General features: G+C 32.1%; 14 protein-coding genes and 1 riboswitch. Of the genes, 4 read left to right on the top strand and 10 right to left on the bottom strand.

Going from position 1 to position 17,274, the window contains the following annotated elements; all coding sequences use genetic code 11:
* Positions 1-2: 2 nt before the first annotated feature.
* Both HHH54_RS07440 and HHH54_RS07435 read right to left on the bottom strand, forming a co-directional pair.
* The gene (locus HHH54_RS07440; protein ID WP_198618218.1) at positions 3-989 is read right to left on the bottom strand and encodes an aspartate-semialdehyde dehydrogenase; all 987 of its coding nucleotides are present in this window, start codon (positions 987-989) and stop codon (positions 3-5) included.
* Between the two features lie 129 nt (positions 990-1,118).
* Positions 1,119-1,294, bottom strand: a riboswitch (Lysine riboswitch).
* Between the two features lie 187 nt (positions 1,295-1,481).
* Positions 1,482-3,092, bottom strand: coding sequence for an ABC-F family ATP-binding cassette domain-containing protein (locus HHH54_RS07435; protein ID WP_198618217.1), 1,611 nt, complete (start codon positions 3,090-3,092; stop codon positions 1,482-1,484).
* Between the two features lie 144 nt (positions 3,093-3,236).
* Between HHH54_RS07435 and HHH54_RS07430 the strand changes: the two genes are divergently transcribed.
* Entirely contained in the window at positions 3,237-4,133 is an 897-nt protein-coding gene (locus HHH54_RS07430) for a CvfB family protein (RefSeq protein WP_198618216.1), read from the top strand.
* Between the two features lie 63 nt (positions 4,134-4,196).
* Here HHH54_RS07430 and pepF read toward each other — a convergent pair whose 3' ends face one another.
* On the bottom strand, positions 4,197-6,008 hold the full coding sequence (gene pepF, locus HHH54_RS07425; protein WP_198618215.1) for an oligoendopeptidase F: 1,812 nt from the start codon (positions 6,006-6,008) through the stop codon (positions 4,197-4,199).
* A 143-nt stretch (positions 6,009-6,151) separates the two neighbouring features.
* Between pepF and HHH54_RS11315 the strand changes: the two genes are divergently transcribed.
* Positions 6,152-6,475 (top strand): hypothetical protein, encoded by a 324-nt coding sequence (locus HHH54_RS11315; RefSeq protein WP_232796284.1) that lies wholly within the window; start codon positions 6,152-6,154, stop codon positions 6,473-6,475.
* A gap of 732 nt (positions 6,476-7,207) precedes the next feature.
* On the opposite strand, the gene HHH54_RS07420 is transcribed toward HHH54_RS11315, so the two are convergent.
* Both HHH54_RS07420 and HHH54_RS07415 read right to left on the bottom strand, forming a co-directional pair.
* Complete coding sequence (locus HHH54_RS07420) at positions 7,208-8,461, bottom strand: aminoacyltransferase (protein ID WP_198618214.1); 1,254 nt, start codon at positions 8,459-8,461, stop codon at positions 7,208-7,210.
* A 22-nt stretch (positions 8,462-8,483) separates the two neighbouring features.
* The gene (locus HHH54_RS07415; protein ID WP_198618213.1) at positions 8,484-9,746 is read right to left on the bottom strand and encodes an aminoacyltransferase; all 1,263 of its coding nucleotides are present in this window, start codon (positions 9,744-9,746) and stop codon (positions 8,484-8,486) included.
* 263 nt (positions 9,747-10,009) lie between these two features.
* On the opposite strand from HHH54_RS07415, the gene HHH54_RS07410 reads away from it, so the two are divergent.
* Entirely contained in the window at positions 10,010-11,101 is a 1,092-nt protein-coding gene (locus HHH54_RS07410) for a prephenate dehydrogenase (protein WP_198618212.1), read from the top strand.
* A gap of 85 nt (positions 11,102-11,186) precedes the next feature.
* On the opposite strand, the gene HHH54_RS07405 is transcribed toward HHH54_RS07410, so the two are convergent.
* From HHH54_RS07405 to HHH54_RS07395, 3 genes are all read right to left on the bottom strand, one after another.
* Positions 11,187-12,449, bottom strand: a complete 1,263-nt coding sequence (locus tag HHH54_RS07405; protein ID WP_198618211.1) for a Y-family DNA polymerase — start codon at positions 12,447-12,449, stop codon at positions 11,187-11,189.
* A 138-nt stretch (positions 12,450-12,587) separates the two neighbouring features.
* Positions 12,588-12,995: a sporulation protein gene (locus HHH54_RS07400; protein WP_198618210.1), complete on the bottom strand. Its 408-nt coding sequence runs from the start codon at positions 12,993-12,995 to the stop codon at positions 12,588-12,590.
* Between the two features lie 64 nt (positions 12,996-13,059).
* A complete protein-coding gene (locus HHH54_RS07395) occupies positions 13,060-14,061 on the bottom strand; it encodes an LCP family protein (RefSeq protein ID WP_198618209.1) in 1,002 nt (333 codons plus the stop codon).
* Positions 14,062-14,197: 136 nt separating this feature from the next.
* Between HHH54_RS07395 and msrA the strand changes: the two genes are divergently transcribed.
* Positions 14,198-14,734 carry a peptide-methionine (S)-S-oxide reductase MsrA gene (gene msrA / locus HHH54_RS07390; protein ID WP_198618208.1) on the top strand — a complete coding sequence of 179 codons (537 nt, stop codon included), beginning with the start codon at positions 14,198-14,200 and terminating at the stop codon, positions 14,732-14,734.
* A gap of 98 nt (positions 14,735-14,832) precedes the next feature.
* On the opposite strand, the gene HHH54_RS07385 is transcribed toward msrA, so the two are convergent.
* Positions 14,833-16,026 (bottom strand): AI-2E family transporter, encoded by a 1,194-nt coding sequence (locus HHH54_RS07385; RefSeq protein WP_198618207.1) that lies wholly within the window; start codon positions 16,024-16,026, stop codon positions 14,833-14,835.
* Between the two features lie 90 nt (positions 16,027-16,116).
* Positions 16,117-16,968, bottom strand: coding sequence for a glucose PTS transporter transcription antiterminator GlcT (glcT, locus tag HHH54_RS07380; RefSeq protein WP_198618206.1), 852 nt, complete (start codon positions 16,966-16,968; stop codon positions 16,117-16,119).
* Positions 16,969-17,274 lie beyond the last annotated feature (306 nt).

Genomic DNA, 17,274 nt, shown 5'->3' with positions numbered 1-17,274 from the left:
TTTTATGCTCCTTTCAATTCTAATACTTGTTCTAATATTTGAACTGTATTCAATGCTGCACCTTTCAAGAGGTTGTCAGATGTGACCCAAATGTGAAATGTATTTTCTAGTGTGTCATCTCTTCGAATACGTCCAACAAATACTTCATCTTTACCTGTAGAATGGATTGCAAGAGGATATTCATTTTGTTGTGGTTGATCTACTAATACTACACGATTATCTTGTTCGAATAATTGTTGCAGTGATTCAACTGTTGCTGGCTTTTCTAGAGTTACACTTATATGAACACTGTGACTATCTTGCACCGGTACTCGAACACAAGTTGCCGTTACTTTTAATTCAGGAGAGTTTAAAATTTTTCGAGTCTCATCAATCATTTTATGCTCTTCTTTTGTATAACCATCTTCTTGAAATACATCAATATGTGGTAATACATTATTATAAATAGGGTGAGGGTAGGCTTTAGGTGCTTCGCCTTTAGCACCATCTTCAAGATCTTTTTTACCTTGCATACCAGAACCTGATACAGCTTGATAAGTAGTATAAGCAACACGTTTCAATCCAAATTGCTCTTCCAATACTTTCAATGGAATAACTGATTGTATCGTTGAGCAGTTAGGATTCGCTATAATCCCTCTATTAAAAGTAGGTGTGTTCACTTCAGGAACAATCAAGTCAATATCTTCTGACATTCTCCATTGACTTGAATTATCTACTACGATTGCACCGTGTTCTTCAAAAATAGGTGCAAATTGAGCACTTGTAGCACCACCAGCACTCATTAATACATAATCAAACTTTTCAGAAGCTGCTTCTTCTGTTAATTCTTGTACTGTATAGACTTTATTCTGAAAAGAAACTTGTTGACCAGCAGAACGTTTAGATGAAAAAAGTACTAGTTCATCAAATTGAATGTTTTTGCGATCAATTGTTTCTAAAATTTTTGTTCCTACTAAACCTGTTGCTCCAACAATCGCCAATTTTACCATAATCATTCACTCCATCTTCTAAAAAGTTGATATATTTTTATGATTCTGAAAATATTCTTTTTAATACTTGCTTTTTTATTTTCTTGGATAATAAAAAAACAAGTTCGAGTGCGAACTTGTTCAACCGTTTACAAGTGATGCACTCCATTATTTTGAAATAATGACAGACTCTTAGCTCTTAACCCTAGAGTCCAATGAATAGTCACTGCAACTACTATTCATTTCGGCATCTCACCCTTTCAGTAAATTCTGTTTGCAGACAAATGAATTTACTTAATTATGATTGATGCGCCTCATCAACATATTCAATTTGTTTATGAATTACATTATACATAGAATCGCACATAATGTAAACATGAAACTAGAAAATTTAGAAATTTACTGACAATTAGTAACGTTTTTTAATCATAAATTAGAATCTTTTGTTATCAGAAATAAAAGGGCAAGACCAATAAAAAAGTATTAATCTTGCCCCTAATATAAGGTGAAGGATTAAGCTTGAGCTTTTAATACACCTTTTTCCTCTAAATAGGTTTCATAAGGAATTTCTTTAGATAAGCCGCCTTCAACATCTAAATCAATAACTCGATTAGCGATAGTATTAATAAATTCAAAGTCATGTGATGTAAAGATAATAGACCCTTTAAATGCTTTTAAACCTTCATTGACTGATGTAATACTTTCTAAGTCAAGATGATTTGTCGGCTCATCTAATAATAAGACATTAGCACTTGATAACATCATTTTACTTAACATACATCTGACTTTTTCGCCACCAGAAAGTACGTTTGCTTTTTTCTTAACTTCTTCTCCACTAAATAGCATGCGACCTAAGAAGCCACGTAAAAATGTTTCTGTTTGTTCATCTTCAGGTGCATATTGACGTAACCAATCAACTAAATTTAAATCTACATTATCAAAGTACTCAGAGTTATCTTTAGGGAAGTATGATCGCGAAGTAGTGACTCCCCATTTAACAGAACCACTATCAGGTTCCATTTCTCCAGCTAAGATTTTAAGTAACGTTGTTTTAGCAATTTCACTTTGTCCAATTAAAACAGCTTTATCGTTTGGATTCATTGTAAAAGATAGGTTATCGAGTACTTTCTCGCCATCAATCGTTTTAGTGAGGTTATTGACAAATAATAAATCATTTCCAATTTCTCGTTCTGGCGTAAATTTAACGTAAGGATAACGTCTTGAAGATGGTTGAATATCGTCAAGCTCTATCTTCTCAAGTTGTTTCTTACGACTTGTAGCTTGTTTAGATTTTGATGCGTTCGCAGAGAAACGCGCAATAAACTCTTGTAATTCCTTAATTTTTTCTTCTTTTTTCTTATTTTGTTCTTGAGCCATTTTTTGAGCGAGTTGACTAGATTGATACCAGAAATCATAATTCCCGACATAAATTTTAATTTTACCAAAATCTAAATCGGCAATATGCGTACACACGTTATTTAAGAAATGTCGATCATGTGATACAACAATTACAGTATTCTCAAAATGGATTAAAAAGTCTTCTAACCAACTGATAGCTTGAATATCAAGACCGTTAGTAGGCTCATCCAGTAATAAAACATCTGGATCGCCAAATAAACTTTGAGCTAGTAATACTTTAACTTTTTGGTTATTTTCTAATTCAGCCATTTTTTTGTCGTGAAGATCTGTATCAATACCTAAGCCCGACAGTAGCGTCGCAGCATCAGATTCCGCATTCCATCCATTCATTTCAGCAAATTCGCCTTCAAGTTCAGCCGCACGAATACCATCCTCATCACTGAAATCAGGCTTCATATAGATTTCATCTTTTTCTTTCATCACTTCAAATAATCGCTCATGTCCTTTAATAACAACATCTAGAACACGTTCATCTTCATATGCAAAGTGATCCTGCTTTAATACTGCTAGACGCTCATCTTTACCGAGTGATACATGTCCAGTTTGAGAATCAATCTCTCCAGATAATATTTTTAAAAATGTAGATTTTCCAGCTCCATTTGCGCCAATTAAACCATAGCAATTACCGGGTGTAAATTTAATATTTACATCTTCAAATAATTTACGGTCGCCAAAACGCAAACTAACATCTGTAACTTGTAACATGAATTTTCTCCTTTATCGTTTATATCTTAATGGATGCATTATATCATATAACATGACGACTTTCGACGTTCTTTATTATCTTTAATGCTTACACTATAACATCATGCTATAATAGGAAGTAACTTAAACTATGAGGAGTACATTATGTCTTTTAAAGAAAACGAAATTGTAGGGACTATCGAATTTTTAGAAGTTGTTGCACTAGAAGGGTCAACTTATATTTTAAGAGGTCCCAATCAAGAAGTTGTAAAACTTAATCAATCAGAGGTCGATGAAGAAGATGACCTTGAAATAGGGGAGTCGTACAGTTTCTTTATTTATCCTAACCGCTCAGGTGATTTGTTCGCAACTCAAAATATGCCTGACATTATCGTAGGTCGTTATGACTTTGTACGTGTTTTAAGTACGGATCGTGACGGCGCTCGTTTAGATATTGGACTTCCTAGAGAAGTGCTTATCCCTTGGGAAGATTTACCAAAAATTAAATCATTATGGCCTCAAAAAGGGGATTATGTTTTATGTACTTTACGGATTGATAGGGAACGTCAAATGTTTGCACGATTAGCATCTGAAACAACAGTTCACAATATGTTTACACCTGTACATGACGATCACTTACAAAATGAAATGATCAAAGCACGTCCTTATCGTTTACTAAAAGTGGGTACATTCTTGTTGTCAGAAGACGGCTATAAAATCTTCGTACATGAATCAGAACGAAAAACTGAACCTCGTTTAGGGGAAGCCGTAGAAGTGCGTATTATTGGGTTTAATGAAAAAGGGGAGTTAAATGGCTCTTTCTTACCATTTGCGCATGAGCGTTTAGATGATGATGGCGAAACCATCTTTAATTTGCTTGTCGAGTACGATGGAGAATTACCTTTTTGGGATAAATCAAGCCCTGAGGCAATTAAAGAAGTCTTTAACATGAGTAAAGGTGCATTTAAACGTGCAATTGGTCATCTTTACAAAAAACGCATTATAAATATTGAAACGGGTAAAATCACGCTGACTAAAAAAGGTTGGTCTCGCGTTAAGTAAGTCTTACTAAAAACAAACACAAGAAGTTGAAAAGTAGTCCATCAACTTCTTGTGTTTTAATTTTTAATTATTTTTTTCGATGTGTTGCGTAAGTTGTTCTAATTCCGAAACAAGTGACTCGATAAAAGCAATTGTTTCTTTTAAAGGTTGATCCGTCGAAATATCAATACCAGCTTTATTCGCCAGTTCTAATGGTGATACGCTCCCTCCAGCTTTTAATGTCTCTAACCACGCTTCAACTGCTGGTTTTCCTTCTTTTTGAATACGATGCGCCATTATCGTTCCTATTGTTAATCCTGCTGAATACGTATACGAATAGAGTCCCATGTAATAGTGAGGCTGGCGCATCCATGTTAATTCTGCACCTTCTGTGATAGTAATATCTTCACCCCAAAAGTTAGTAATCACTTCTTTTTTAATCTGGTTTAAAATAGGAGCAGTTAGCGTTTCACCTTTATCAACAAGACGATACACTTCACGCTGATATGCTGCTTCTAAAAGGTGTGTAACCATATTGTGATAATATGTTCGTGCGATAATAGAACCAATAGCCCAACGTTTGAATTTAGGATCTTCACTTTGTTTTAATAAGTAATCTAACATCAACATTTCATTCATTGTTGAAGGCGCTTCAACGAAATACATTGATGCTTCAGATTGTAAGAAATTTTGATTTCTTTGTGCTAAATTAAAGTGTCCCGCATGACCAAGTTCATGAGCTAATACAAATGTTTCAGTCATCTTACCTGTCCAAGAAATAAAAATATAGCTATGTGAAGCGTAAGGGCTAGCACAATAAGCCCCTGTATCTTTACCTTTATTTTGAGGAAAGTCTATCCATCTTTCATCATAAGCTTTTTGAACCATATCTAAATAATCTTGACCTAAAACACCCAGTGCACCATAAATATAAGATTTAGATTCTTCAATAGATATTTGAGGTTCATAAGTAGGATCTACTGATATTTTTAAATCTTCAAATCTCATCTCATCTAAGTGATTGGTACGCTGAATAACTTTAGCATAGCGTCGCATAATTGGCGCAAGATCTGACATGATAACATCGATTTGTCTGTGATACATATCAGAGGTAACATCTTGCTCCTCAAGTAAAAAGTCAAAAACTGAGTCGTATCCTCTTAAATTTGCCTCTATTTTCTCATTTTGGACATGTCTATTATAAAGTGCTGCAGTTGTATGTTGATAACGACGAATCGTGTCACTAAAATGTTTAAAACTCTCTCGACGCAGTGAAGTGTTTTCATGGTCTTCATAAATACCTTCAAATGTTGTATAATCCATGTCATATAATTTCCCGTCAACTTCAAATTGACCAAAATCAATATCTAACATTTTAGTAATTCCATAAATATGACTAGGGGAGTTCAGTGCTTCTGATAAATTCGCTAGTAATTCCTCAGAAGTTGCATCTAATTGATATTTTTTTCGATTATGTAAACGTGTTAAATAATAAGCGTATTTAGATTGATCAATTGCATCTTTTAAAACATTTTCATCAAGTGCTAATAGTTCTGTTTCTAAAAAAGCAAACTGGCTTAGAATTTTACCATAATGAGATGTAAAAAATGCTTCCAAGCGTTGACGTTCTGAATCTGTAGTATCGACACTGAGTTGCATTTCAGCATAATTAGCACCACGATCTAATTCAATTAGCAATTGATTAAGATCATCCAATGCAGATTCAATCGTTGATACATCTAGCAATTTATTTAGATATTGAGTACGAAAAGATTGAGATTGCTCAAGTAAGTGTTTTACTGATTTTTCAAACGACTCAGAAGTAGGGAATAAGTGCGATAAATCCCATGTTTCATTCTCTATAACTTCTGATCGATATGGCAGTTTCTGTGTCATCATAATCCTCCTTTTAATCTATTAATCACTATTATACAATACGGTATTAAAAACACTAAATAAAATTGATTTTATGTTAAAATAATTGAAACATATTAGATGTAACCTAAATTAAACTCTATAAGTTATTAAGGAGCGGTATTTTGTCTATTTTAGATCTGCCTCATTATTTAATTTACTCAATTATAATAATGATACTATTCACTGTGTTTTCTAGCTTATTACTTAATAAATGGTTTAGCACAGCTATTCTAAGTTTTATCATATTAGGTATATTAGCATTCATATTGCCGAACTTTTACAACATCACGTATGAACCATTATTAGGTTATGCAGCATTTGTTGCTATACTAAGTCTTATTTTGAGCGGATTGCTATGGTTTTTTACTCGCAATTGGCGAAAAAAACGACGTCTTAAAAAACTAGAAAAAAATCGTATGTACTATAGAGACTACGATGAATATTAATTACCATAAAGCCAGTTAAATTAAAAGCTGGCTTTTTTGATATCAAAAGATAAGAATAGGTGTGTATATTAAGAAATGATGAGCTATACATAACTTCCTATAATATATATTATGTAAACTAAAATGATGATCATTTGAGATGTTTAATGTATGAGCTCCAATGACATTCACATGTATATTAAACTAATTTAACCATATATGTACCAATACGAAATCTTTTTACATATACGTATTAAACACATACGTATATGTTGTTATAGATCATACAGAATTCATAAAAAGACCAGATTTAAATAAAAAATACCATTAATTCTAAATATAGATAATAAATAATTACGAAGTTAATATGCAATAAAGATTCCCTTATTGGTATTTATAATTCATATATTAACACTTTAAGTTTACATAACATAATTAAAGTCCTTATATTAACATTTAATCATATATCAAATTTGAGTACATTTAACTAATAAGGCTTATCTACAATTATCATACCTATATCTACTAACAATCACAGCAATAACGTCTAACATTAGCAGCCTTAGCAGCCTTGAAAACTCTAAATTCTTGATCAAATGAATCAATATAACACTTTGCTGCATCCATCATACAACATCCCCTTTGTATATATGAATTTATTATAACTCTTTTATAGTTTACATAACATAAATATGGTTTCTATTATTCTATATAAAACAGACGCATTTTTAGTGCGTCTGTTGTTGTAATTTACTATTTTATTTTACTTCTTACTTTATTAAGCGTATTAAATAGGAAATACTTCACTTTATTGATTGGCTTATAAAAATCTCCAATCAATTCCTCTATTTGAACGTTGAATCCGCGCTTAAATCGATATACACCGTAATCTTCGCTGTCTTCAGTAAAATCTCCTGATAAACCGTAGAAGTTATATCTTTGATATCCATGTTCAAAACAGTAATTAATCATGAACCAATGCATCGCATAAGGTCCCATAAAATGATTATATTTCTCACTAGATCCTCCAGAGAAATAATTCATTTCATAAGCATTTGTAAAGAATACACCAGAAGCTAAGTTTAAAATAGCCCCATCTGTTTTACGTAATTCACTTGCTTTTAACAACTCTTTTTGATCATGTTCAATTTGCTTGTCTAGTTCTGCAATTTTCTTTAATTGTTTATCTGATTTCTGCTCTTTTGACATCATTTGATCTCGTCTATTTTCTTTGTCATTTAGACCATCTTGTAATGTTTTAACATACTCATCTAAATCAATATACGCTAATGGAATTAACACTTTAGACTTGTAATGTTTGATAAAGTTTTTGAAGTATTCATCAGTTTTCGAAGTGAAACCTGTTCTTTCTTCTGTTTCACGATATAAATCTAAAAATTGATCAATTTCATTCTCTTCTAAAAACTTCACTTTGACTCCAAAGTTTTGTGCTTTATTAACATTGCGTTTACGTTGGCTATCAAATTTTTTCTTTAATGTTTGAGGTGTTTCATCTTTTAGATCTAACACACCCATCCATCTTACTTGACTCGATGTATCATATTTTGTAGTGAATCCATGATGTTCGTAGCCATGTGATTTAAATAATTGAACGAGTTGATCATTAGGTTCATTTGTAATTGGGTTGATATCTTTATCATATACTCGATAAATCCAATAAGGATCCATTTTCACATAAAGACATTTATTTTTTTGTAAATATGCTGTTAATGATTTTAAGAAAAAGTCTACTAATCCTAAGTCTGTATAATCCATCACTGGGCCACGATTAGAATAATAAACGTAGCTTCCCATTGTCGGTATTTTTGAGAATAAACTTGCTGCTATGACTTGATTGTTTTCATCTTTAACCCCTAATAAAACAACTTTGAAGTCATCAGCTTCACGCGTAGCTATATTCTCTTTAACCTGAAAATAATGACTTTCTAAATTAGGATTTTGTACAAATTGCTCGTACTCTTCCACTGTTAATTCTGTAAATTTCATAGCATTAAATCCCTTTCTTTGCTTAGTTAAAACGCTTCTTCAGTTGTTTTAATATTGAATAAACGGTGTAAGCTGGTTTATTAATTGGCTTTACAAAGTCACCGACATACTCAATAACATCTGCATTGTATCCTTTTTTAAACTTGATGACGCCTGCATCCTCTGCGTTTTCTGAAAAATCTCCACTTACACCATAAAAATTATATCTCGGTATCTTATGATCAATGGCGTATTGAATCATTTCCCATTGAATAGCATAACTTCCTGCAAAATGACGGAATTCATTTGCTGTGCCACCAGCATAATATACAACTTCAAAAGGATTGATAATAAAGAAACCTGCAGATATAGGCAATTCATCACCATGCTTTTCTTGTAGTTGTTGTGCTTCACGTACTTTTTCATGGTTCGCTTCTAATTGTTGTGTTAAATTTTGTTTTTTATTATGTGCTTTTTTATTATCTGGACGTTTCTCAATGTCTTTTTCTGCTTTATCAATTTCTTTTTGCAACTGTTGCCCTTCTGAATTTAGCTCTTCAATATATTCTGGAAAGTTGATATACGCAAGTGGTACAAGTACGCGATCTTTATAATATTTCAAACGATTATAATAAAAATCGTCTTCTCTATCGACAAAATCTTTAGTTTCTGTTGTATCTTGCATAAATTGACGGAAAATATAAAGCTCATCTTCACCTAAGAAACGAACCTTAACGCCATTTTTTCGAACTTTTTTAGTGTTACGCTTTCTTAAACTGTCCATCTGATTCAAAACATCTTTAGCTGTTTTATCTTTTAAGTCTAATACCGAATGAAATCTAATTTGACGTACTGGGTCGAAACCGATTGTAAATCCTTCATGTTCGTAGCCTAACGCTTTAAATTTATCAAAAACCCATTCATTATCATATGTTTCAATAATCTCTCCGTCATGATTGCGCTTTTGTAAAGGTAAATAAGGATCAATACGTAAATATAATGCATTATATTTTTTTATGTATTTTGCTAATTCATTAAAAAAGAAATGTACAAGTTCCTTATTTTCAAAATCAATAACCGGTCCACGATTAGAATAAAAGTATTTAAATACTTTCATTACTGGAACAGCTGTTAATAAACACGCTGCAAGTACATTATTATCTTTATCTTTAATCCCTACTAAGTGTGTTTCTGTACCTTCAGAAACTTTCAACTCATAGTTTCCAATCATTTGAGTGAAATGACTATATGGCATTTGGTCTGTAAATGCACCAAATTCAGCTGTAGTCAAATTTGTAAATTTCATATTTATTACTCCTACTTCATTGTTATATCTTTACATGTAATAGCTTTGTATACCCTATTATATTTTAACGTATTCATTTTAATTAAGCCAATATGATGATAGTCGATTATATCACATTTATAGTATTGTATGTATTTATTTATAGTTAAAAAGTTCAAGAGTATTTTAGCTTGTTTGTTTTCAATATTTGTACTTTAGCACTTGCATTTTACCGCTTTAAAATGTTAATATATCTGAAAATTAAAATAATTGGTGATGGTATTATGCAAAATATTTTTATTGTCGGTTTAGGTTTGATAGGCGGTAGTCTTGCAAGTAACTTAAAGTATTATCATAAAGATGTTACAATTGCCGCATTTGATGCAAACCCTAATCAGTTAGAACGTGCGGGCTCTATCGGAATTATAGATAAGGCTATCCAAAACTATGAAGATGGTGTTGTAGATGCAGATATTATTATTTACGCAACACCGGTCCAAACGACTATTAAGTATTTAGAAAACATTCATACATTAAAAACTAAACCAGGTGTTATTATTACCGACACTGGAAGTACTAAATTATCGATACAAAAATTTGAATCCGCTCTTCTAGATCACAATATCCATTTAATTGGTGGTCACCCTATGGCGGGGAGTCATAAGTCAGGCGTGCTTAACTCAAAAAAACACTTATTTGAAAATGCCTATTATATTTTAGTGTATCAATTACCTGAAAATCGCCCTGCCTACGAAAGAATATTACAATTATTAAGTTGTACTCAGGCTAAATTTATTAATTTAACAGCAGATGAACATGATTTCATTACAAGTATCGTTAGTCATGTACCACATATTCTAGCTTCTCATCTCGTTCAATTGAATGCAAAACATAATAATCATAACGCGTTGATTAAAACATTATCTGCTGGTGGCTTTCGAGATATTACACGTATCGCTAGTAGCAGTCCGGATATGTGGAAAGATATCTCATTTGAAAATAAAACGCATATTATTAACGTATTAGAAGAACTACAACAGCAAATCGCGCTAACAATTGATGCTTTAGAATCAGATCAACATTCTCAGGTTTTCAACTTATTTAAAGAGGCTAAAGACTATCGTGATGATTTACCTATGAATCGTCAAGGTGCTGTATTAAGTACATTTGATTTATATGTAGATATTCCTGATGAAGCGGGTATGATTTCAACAATTACCACAATCCTTAGTAATCACCGTATTTCAATTAGTAATTTAAAAATTTTAGAAATTCGTGAAGATATCTATGGTGCTTTAGTGATTAGTTTTAAATCCGCTTCAGATCGCGAAAAAGCAATTGTAGCACTCTCTGACTTCAATACGTATCTCCCATAGTATTTATCTTAGGACGGGACATTATCAACTCACATTCTCAGTCTCAACTTAATGTCCCTATCTTCTCCCATGATGAACTCTGAAATTACATTTTATGCCCTGCCATAAGTCCTAAACGTCCATGCTTCGTTCCCGCTTCAGTATAAGAAATCGCTTTTGACACAATCCCTTTTCCGTATCTTCTTTTCAACGTGTCAATAGTTTTCGCAAGTGCTTCCTCGCGTTGACGTTGATATTCATCAACAAATAGATTAAGTTGATGCTGATCTTCTGATGTGAATTGTGATAACGATACGCTTAACGTCCGATAAAGTGCATGATGATCACACAGCTTATCCGCCCATCGTTCGATGACATTAAACACATCTTTATCCAAATTCGTCCCACTGTCTAAAGTGTATTGCTTACTTACTGTTGTACCGTCTTTATAACCAAACGTAAATGCAATTGTTTTAGCAAGCTGTTCCTTTTCCCTTAAACGACTCGTTACATCTTCAATTAATTCTTGCATAACTACCTTACAATCCTTGTATGTATAGTCACGCATTAGAATTTGACTTTTAGAAAGAGAAGGTGTATGTGTTTGATAATGTTCATTAATTCGACTATGATCAATACCATTTGCATGTAAATGTAAATCAACACCAATAATACCAAAATCTCTTTTTAATAAGTAATGGGGGTACTTAGCAAGTTGTCCAATACTAAAAATTCCTCGTCGATTCAATTTTTGCTCGGTTTTACGATTAATTCCCCAAAATTTAGATAGTGGCTGAATAGGCCAAACTTTAGTCGGTACATCCTTATAACGCCACTCTGCAATCAAATTAGGCTGATGTTTAGCTTCAATATCTAGTGCAACCTTGCTCAGCAACATATTAGACCCTATTCCAATTGCACATCGTATTCCCGTCTCTTCTAATATCTCTTTATTCAAGCGTTCACAAAAAGAATGCAATGTTGTATTAAAACGGTAATATGTATGCGTCACATCAATAAAAAACTCATCAATACTGTATTGGTGAAGGTCTTCTGGTGGCACATAACGTAATGTAATTTCTGAAATTTTCAATGATACTTCTAAATATCTGCGCATACTTGGATTAATAATATAAATATCATTACGATGTGGTATTTCAAATAATCGAGATCCTGTTTTAATACCGATTGCTTTTAAAGGTGGTGTTGCTGCAAGAACAACTGATCCTTGTCTTTTTGTATCAGCAACCACTGCAAGCTTTGTAGTCATTGGATCTAATCCTTTATCTATGCATGATACACTTGCAAAGAAACTTTTTTGATCAACACATAAAATATCTCTATCTTCTAATAAATGATAATCATACATCTAATCTCCCCCAAAAAGTTGTACTTTTATTATATAGAACACCTGTTCTGTTTTCAACTCTTTTTAAGAATATATGTTCTTTTAGCTACACAAAAAAAGAGAAGTACATGAGTACCTCTCTTACTTAATACTTGAACATTATCGATGATACGGAATAACCGCTTCTGTTTCCTCATCTATGCCTAAGTCAATATATACATGCGTATTTAAATACACATGACTCTCTTTAGATTTAAAATTTAAGTTTTCTGGCTTAAACTTAAAAGGAATTGTTTTTTCTTCATCAACTTCGATTGTAAATGTATCTTCAATCAAAAATTGATCTAAATCATTTTCGAGATGTGAAAACTCACTTGTTTCATCATCATTTTCATATTTTTCAATCACTCTTAAAGCGATATGCGTCACTTCTTGGCTACTCTGACCCGCTTTTAAAATCACACTTCCAGTAATTTCATCTGTAACGTGATAAGATTTTTGATCAAGTCTTATAAATACTTTCATGCCATTAATACCTAACGACGTTATAATATTTTCAAATCCCATAATACACCCTCCATTTGTTGGTTAATGATTCGCATCAAACAAATACTACTTTATTTGATACTTATTATTGTTGTACATTCGGCTTATCTTTTTGCTTAGTATTTAAAAATTCATGAATTTTCTTTTTGTTCACTTCTTTATCAATGCCTAACGCAGATGCTCCGTCATTTGTAGTAATATCTTCATAACTGCCCTTTACTGGCACACTTAAAGTCTTAATATCTTTGTCTCCACGAACTAAAAAGTTTAAGCCTGTTTGATAAATTGCAGAATCTGGCATATTTGTGCTCACAAACCCTCGCATAATACCAGCCAATTTAGGTGCTTTAAAAATCGATGAAGGACTTGCAAATTCTTGTTTTAATGCTGAAATAACTTGCTGTTGTCGTCTAACACGTCCAAAGTCTCCTTCCTCATCGTTTCTAAAACGTGCATAACCTAAAAGTTCTTTACCATTTAAGCGATGATTTCCCTTTTTTAGGGATACGCCTATTTTTTCAGACATGTCTTTTTCAACATTGATAGGTACACCTTCTGGGGCTAATTCATCAATCATTGCTTCAAAACCTTTAAAGTCTAAAATAGCATAGTATTCAGGTTCAATGCCTAAATTTGACTTTAACGTTTTTCTTAATAGTTCAGGTCCACCAAGCGAGAAAGCAGAATTAATTTTATAACTATTATACCCAGGAATATCAGCGTATATATCACGCATTACAGAAATGACCTTCATATCTTTATGTATGTAATCATACTGCGCAACCATGATAGAATCGGTACGAGATACGCCACCATCTTCTCTATCTGCACCTAAAATGAGTACAGTAGCCTTCCCATCATTATGTACAGCTCCATTAAATTTATAGAGCTTTGGAGCTTGGTTACTCTCTTTCGCAACTTTTAACCCAGACTGGTAACTTGAAATACTATATATTACAGTTAGTCCTATTAATAGAAGAACAATCAAAATTATTATAGGAAATTTACGTAATTTTCGTTTTTTACGGCGTTTCATAGTGTTATGTGTTGTAGTTTTACTTCTCGTTTTAAAATTATTTTCTGTCATCTTATCAACCTTATATCTTCAAAATTGGGTATCTATGTAATATAATAAATACATATTAACATTATATAAAATTTTTTTGAAAATCAAGTGATAACTCAAAGAATAGGACTAATGTCTTAGGAGAAAGGGTGTTCTGATGAATATCAATAAAGCATATTTTGCAGGGGGATGTTTTTGGTGTATGACCAAACCATTCGATCAATTCGACGGCATTGAGGGCGTCATTTCAGGATATATGGGTGGTCATGTCGATAATCCGACATATGAAGCGGTTAAATCTGGTAAAACGGGCCATTACGAAACGGTTGAAATAGAATATGATGTTGCGTTATTTTCATATCAAAAATTATTAGAGATTTTCTTTTCAGTCATAGACCCTACTGATGCAGAAGGTCAATACCAAGATCGAGGTAGCCAATATCGCACAGCTATTTTCTATACAAATGATGAACAAAAGCAAGTCGCTGAAGACTATATACAGTCTCTTGAAAATACAATTTATCACGATAAAGGTGTCGCAACTAAAATTTTACCCGCTTCACAATTTTTTGAAGCCGAGGAACATCACCAAGATTTTTATAAAAAAAATCCAGAACGATTTGAACAACAAGAAAGAGAACGTCAAGACTATGCTGAACAAATGAAATTAAATCAAAAACACTCAAATCATTAGGATCATTTAGCATAAATCCTCATAAAAAAGCAACGCGATATCATTCACGTTGCTTTTTAATCTACCTTTATAAAATGTCTCGCTATTAGTATAACGCTTTACATAACTTTAGTATTAGGATTGTTATCTGTCACTTCATATGACCCGTATTCATCTGAGTAAAATTTATTATATCGTCTTTTAAACAACATAAAGAGATGAGAGACTAATACCTTCAAAATAGCGTAAGCTGGTATACCAAGTATTACACCAATCACCCCAAGTAAATTCCCTGCGCTTAATAATACGAAGATAATCGTAAGTGGATGGATGCGAAGGGTTTTCCCCATTACATTAGGTGAAATAAAATGACCTTCAATAAATTGAACGAGCGTCCAAACAATAATCAATTTGATTACCATAAATGGCGATGTAGTTAACGCAATGATAATCGCTGGTGAAATCGCAATCGTAGGCCCAAGATAAGGTACTACACTTGTAACAGCAGCAATGCTAGCTAAAATCAAGGCATATTCTAACCCAATTATTGAATAACCAATGAGTAATAAAATACCTATACAAAAAGATACGATAATTTGACCTTGAATATAAGACCCTACTTGTTCACTCATTCTATCTAGTAAATCATGAACATCTCTACGAAACTTAGGTGGTGTTACTTTAATTGTTGCTTCTTTAAAACGATATCCATCTTTTAGCATAAAAAATAACACAAAAGGCACTGTAATAACTACAACAGTAATGTTAACCAACGTCTCAGCAAATACTCTTAATTTAGAACTAAAGGTATCTGCAAAGGAAGGCAACTTATCTTGTAACCCACGTATAGAATTTTCAACCTGAGTGTAATAATCTGCTAAAAATGGCACATGTGTAATACGATTAAAAAAGCTCGTTACGCGATTCAAATACTTAGGAAAATTATGTAAGAGATGTTGAAATTGTACCGTTACAACAGGAATTAATAAATTAACAACTAACGTAATCAATCCAATAATAAGCAAAAATAGAATTAAGATTCCCCAAACTCTTCTAATATTGTAACGCTCCATAATATTTATAATCGGATTAAATAAATAATATAGAATCAAAGCAATAATTATAGGTGCCGCAATGGTATTAAATATAATAATAAACGGCTGAAAAATGTAAGAAACCCGATCAAATATGAAAATCACAATACCAATTAAAATAAAAACACATAACGCAAAAATTAAATCTTTACCACCAAAAAATTTCATAAAACGACTTTCACGTATATCTAAATTTTTGGCTTTAGTTTGAGTATCCATCTTATTATCTTCCAATAAAATCACCAACCTTTTATCCTAAATAAAATATAGTTTAATTTCATAATTAACCTAGATTTCTTTTTTTAAACGTTATTCATCTTTTTTTGAACTGAGTGATAACTGATACATGTGTAGCGTGAGATATGCGATTTCTGCACCATACAATGAAAAGCCAATTTGAGATTGAATCATTCGACTCGCTTTAATTGCTATATTGTAACACAGTGGATATTGTGCTTTTAATAAAGTTTCAAAATTCAAATCGATTGAAGAATGCTCATTTTTTCTTAAACGATGCAAAAGAAAGTGGATATGTCTCACAAAACGTTGATACTGAATAGATTGTGTGGACACTGTAACACTTAAATCATTCTCGATAAGTTTAATAATATTTTGTATTAATTGAGCTGCTTTTTGTGTATCTTGAATTTGTATATCATCAATTTGAGAAGCGATATGCAACGCAATAAACCCCACCTCATCTTCAGGAAATGTAACATTTAATTCAAGATTAATTCGTGCCACTACTCTTTTTGCAATTTGATAAGCCTCAGGGTAACTATACTTTGTCTCGCTTAAAAAGGGATTGGAAATTAATTGATTCTGCTTTAATCGCTTTAAAGCAAAAATAATATGATCTGTTAGAGAAACAATAAATGATGATTTATTACTCAAATCAAAGTAAGACAATATTAATTGTACAGAATCAATGACAACTCTTAAAATATGCTCATCAGTTTGCTCAATCAGCATCTTGTAATGGTCTTGATCAGATTTATTTTGTAATACAAAAACTTTTTCTATAGTTTCAGGTTGATCTATTGTCATTCCTGGTTTCATTTTAAACCCTAAACCTTTACCAATCACAACCACTTCAGCATTGTCATGTTCACAAATTAATACGTTATTGTTGAGGACTTTTTTTATCGTATATGAATTCATAAACTCTTCCTTTCTATCATTTCTAAAGTTATTGAATCGATAATGATGCCACATCAACTTACAAACGATAGTATTCCAGATTTTAGACATTAATAATATCCATAATACTACTTTATGATATATATAGACAATCATTTGTATAATATTTTTTCAAACCTAATAAAAAAGGTTGAAGCACAATTGTACTGCACCCCAAAAGTTGAACCTACAAAATTCAACTTTTGGGGTGTTTAATTATGAATAAAAGTTATAGTTTAGATTTCAAACTTAAAATATTACAAGAATACAAAAGCGGGCAACTTGGTT

It is taken from the genome of Staphylococcus canis (assembly GCF_016238445.1).
GTDB lineage: Bacteria > Bacillota > Bacilli > Staphylococcales > Staphylococcaceae > Staphylococcus > Staphylococcus canis.
The sequence above is the reverse complement of the archived record's forward strand: the minus strand, read 5'-3'. Positions and strand labels throughout refer to the sequence as shown.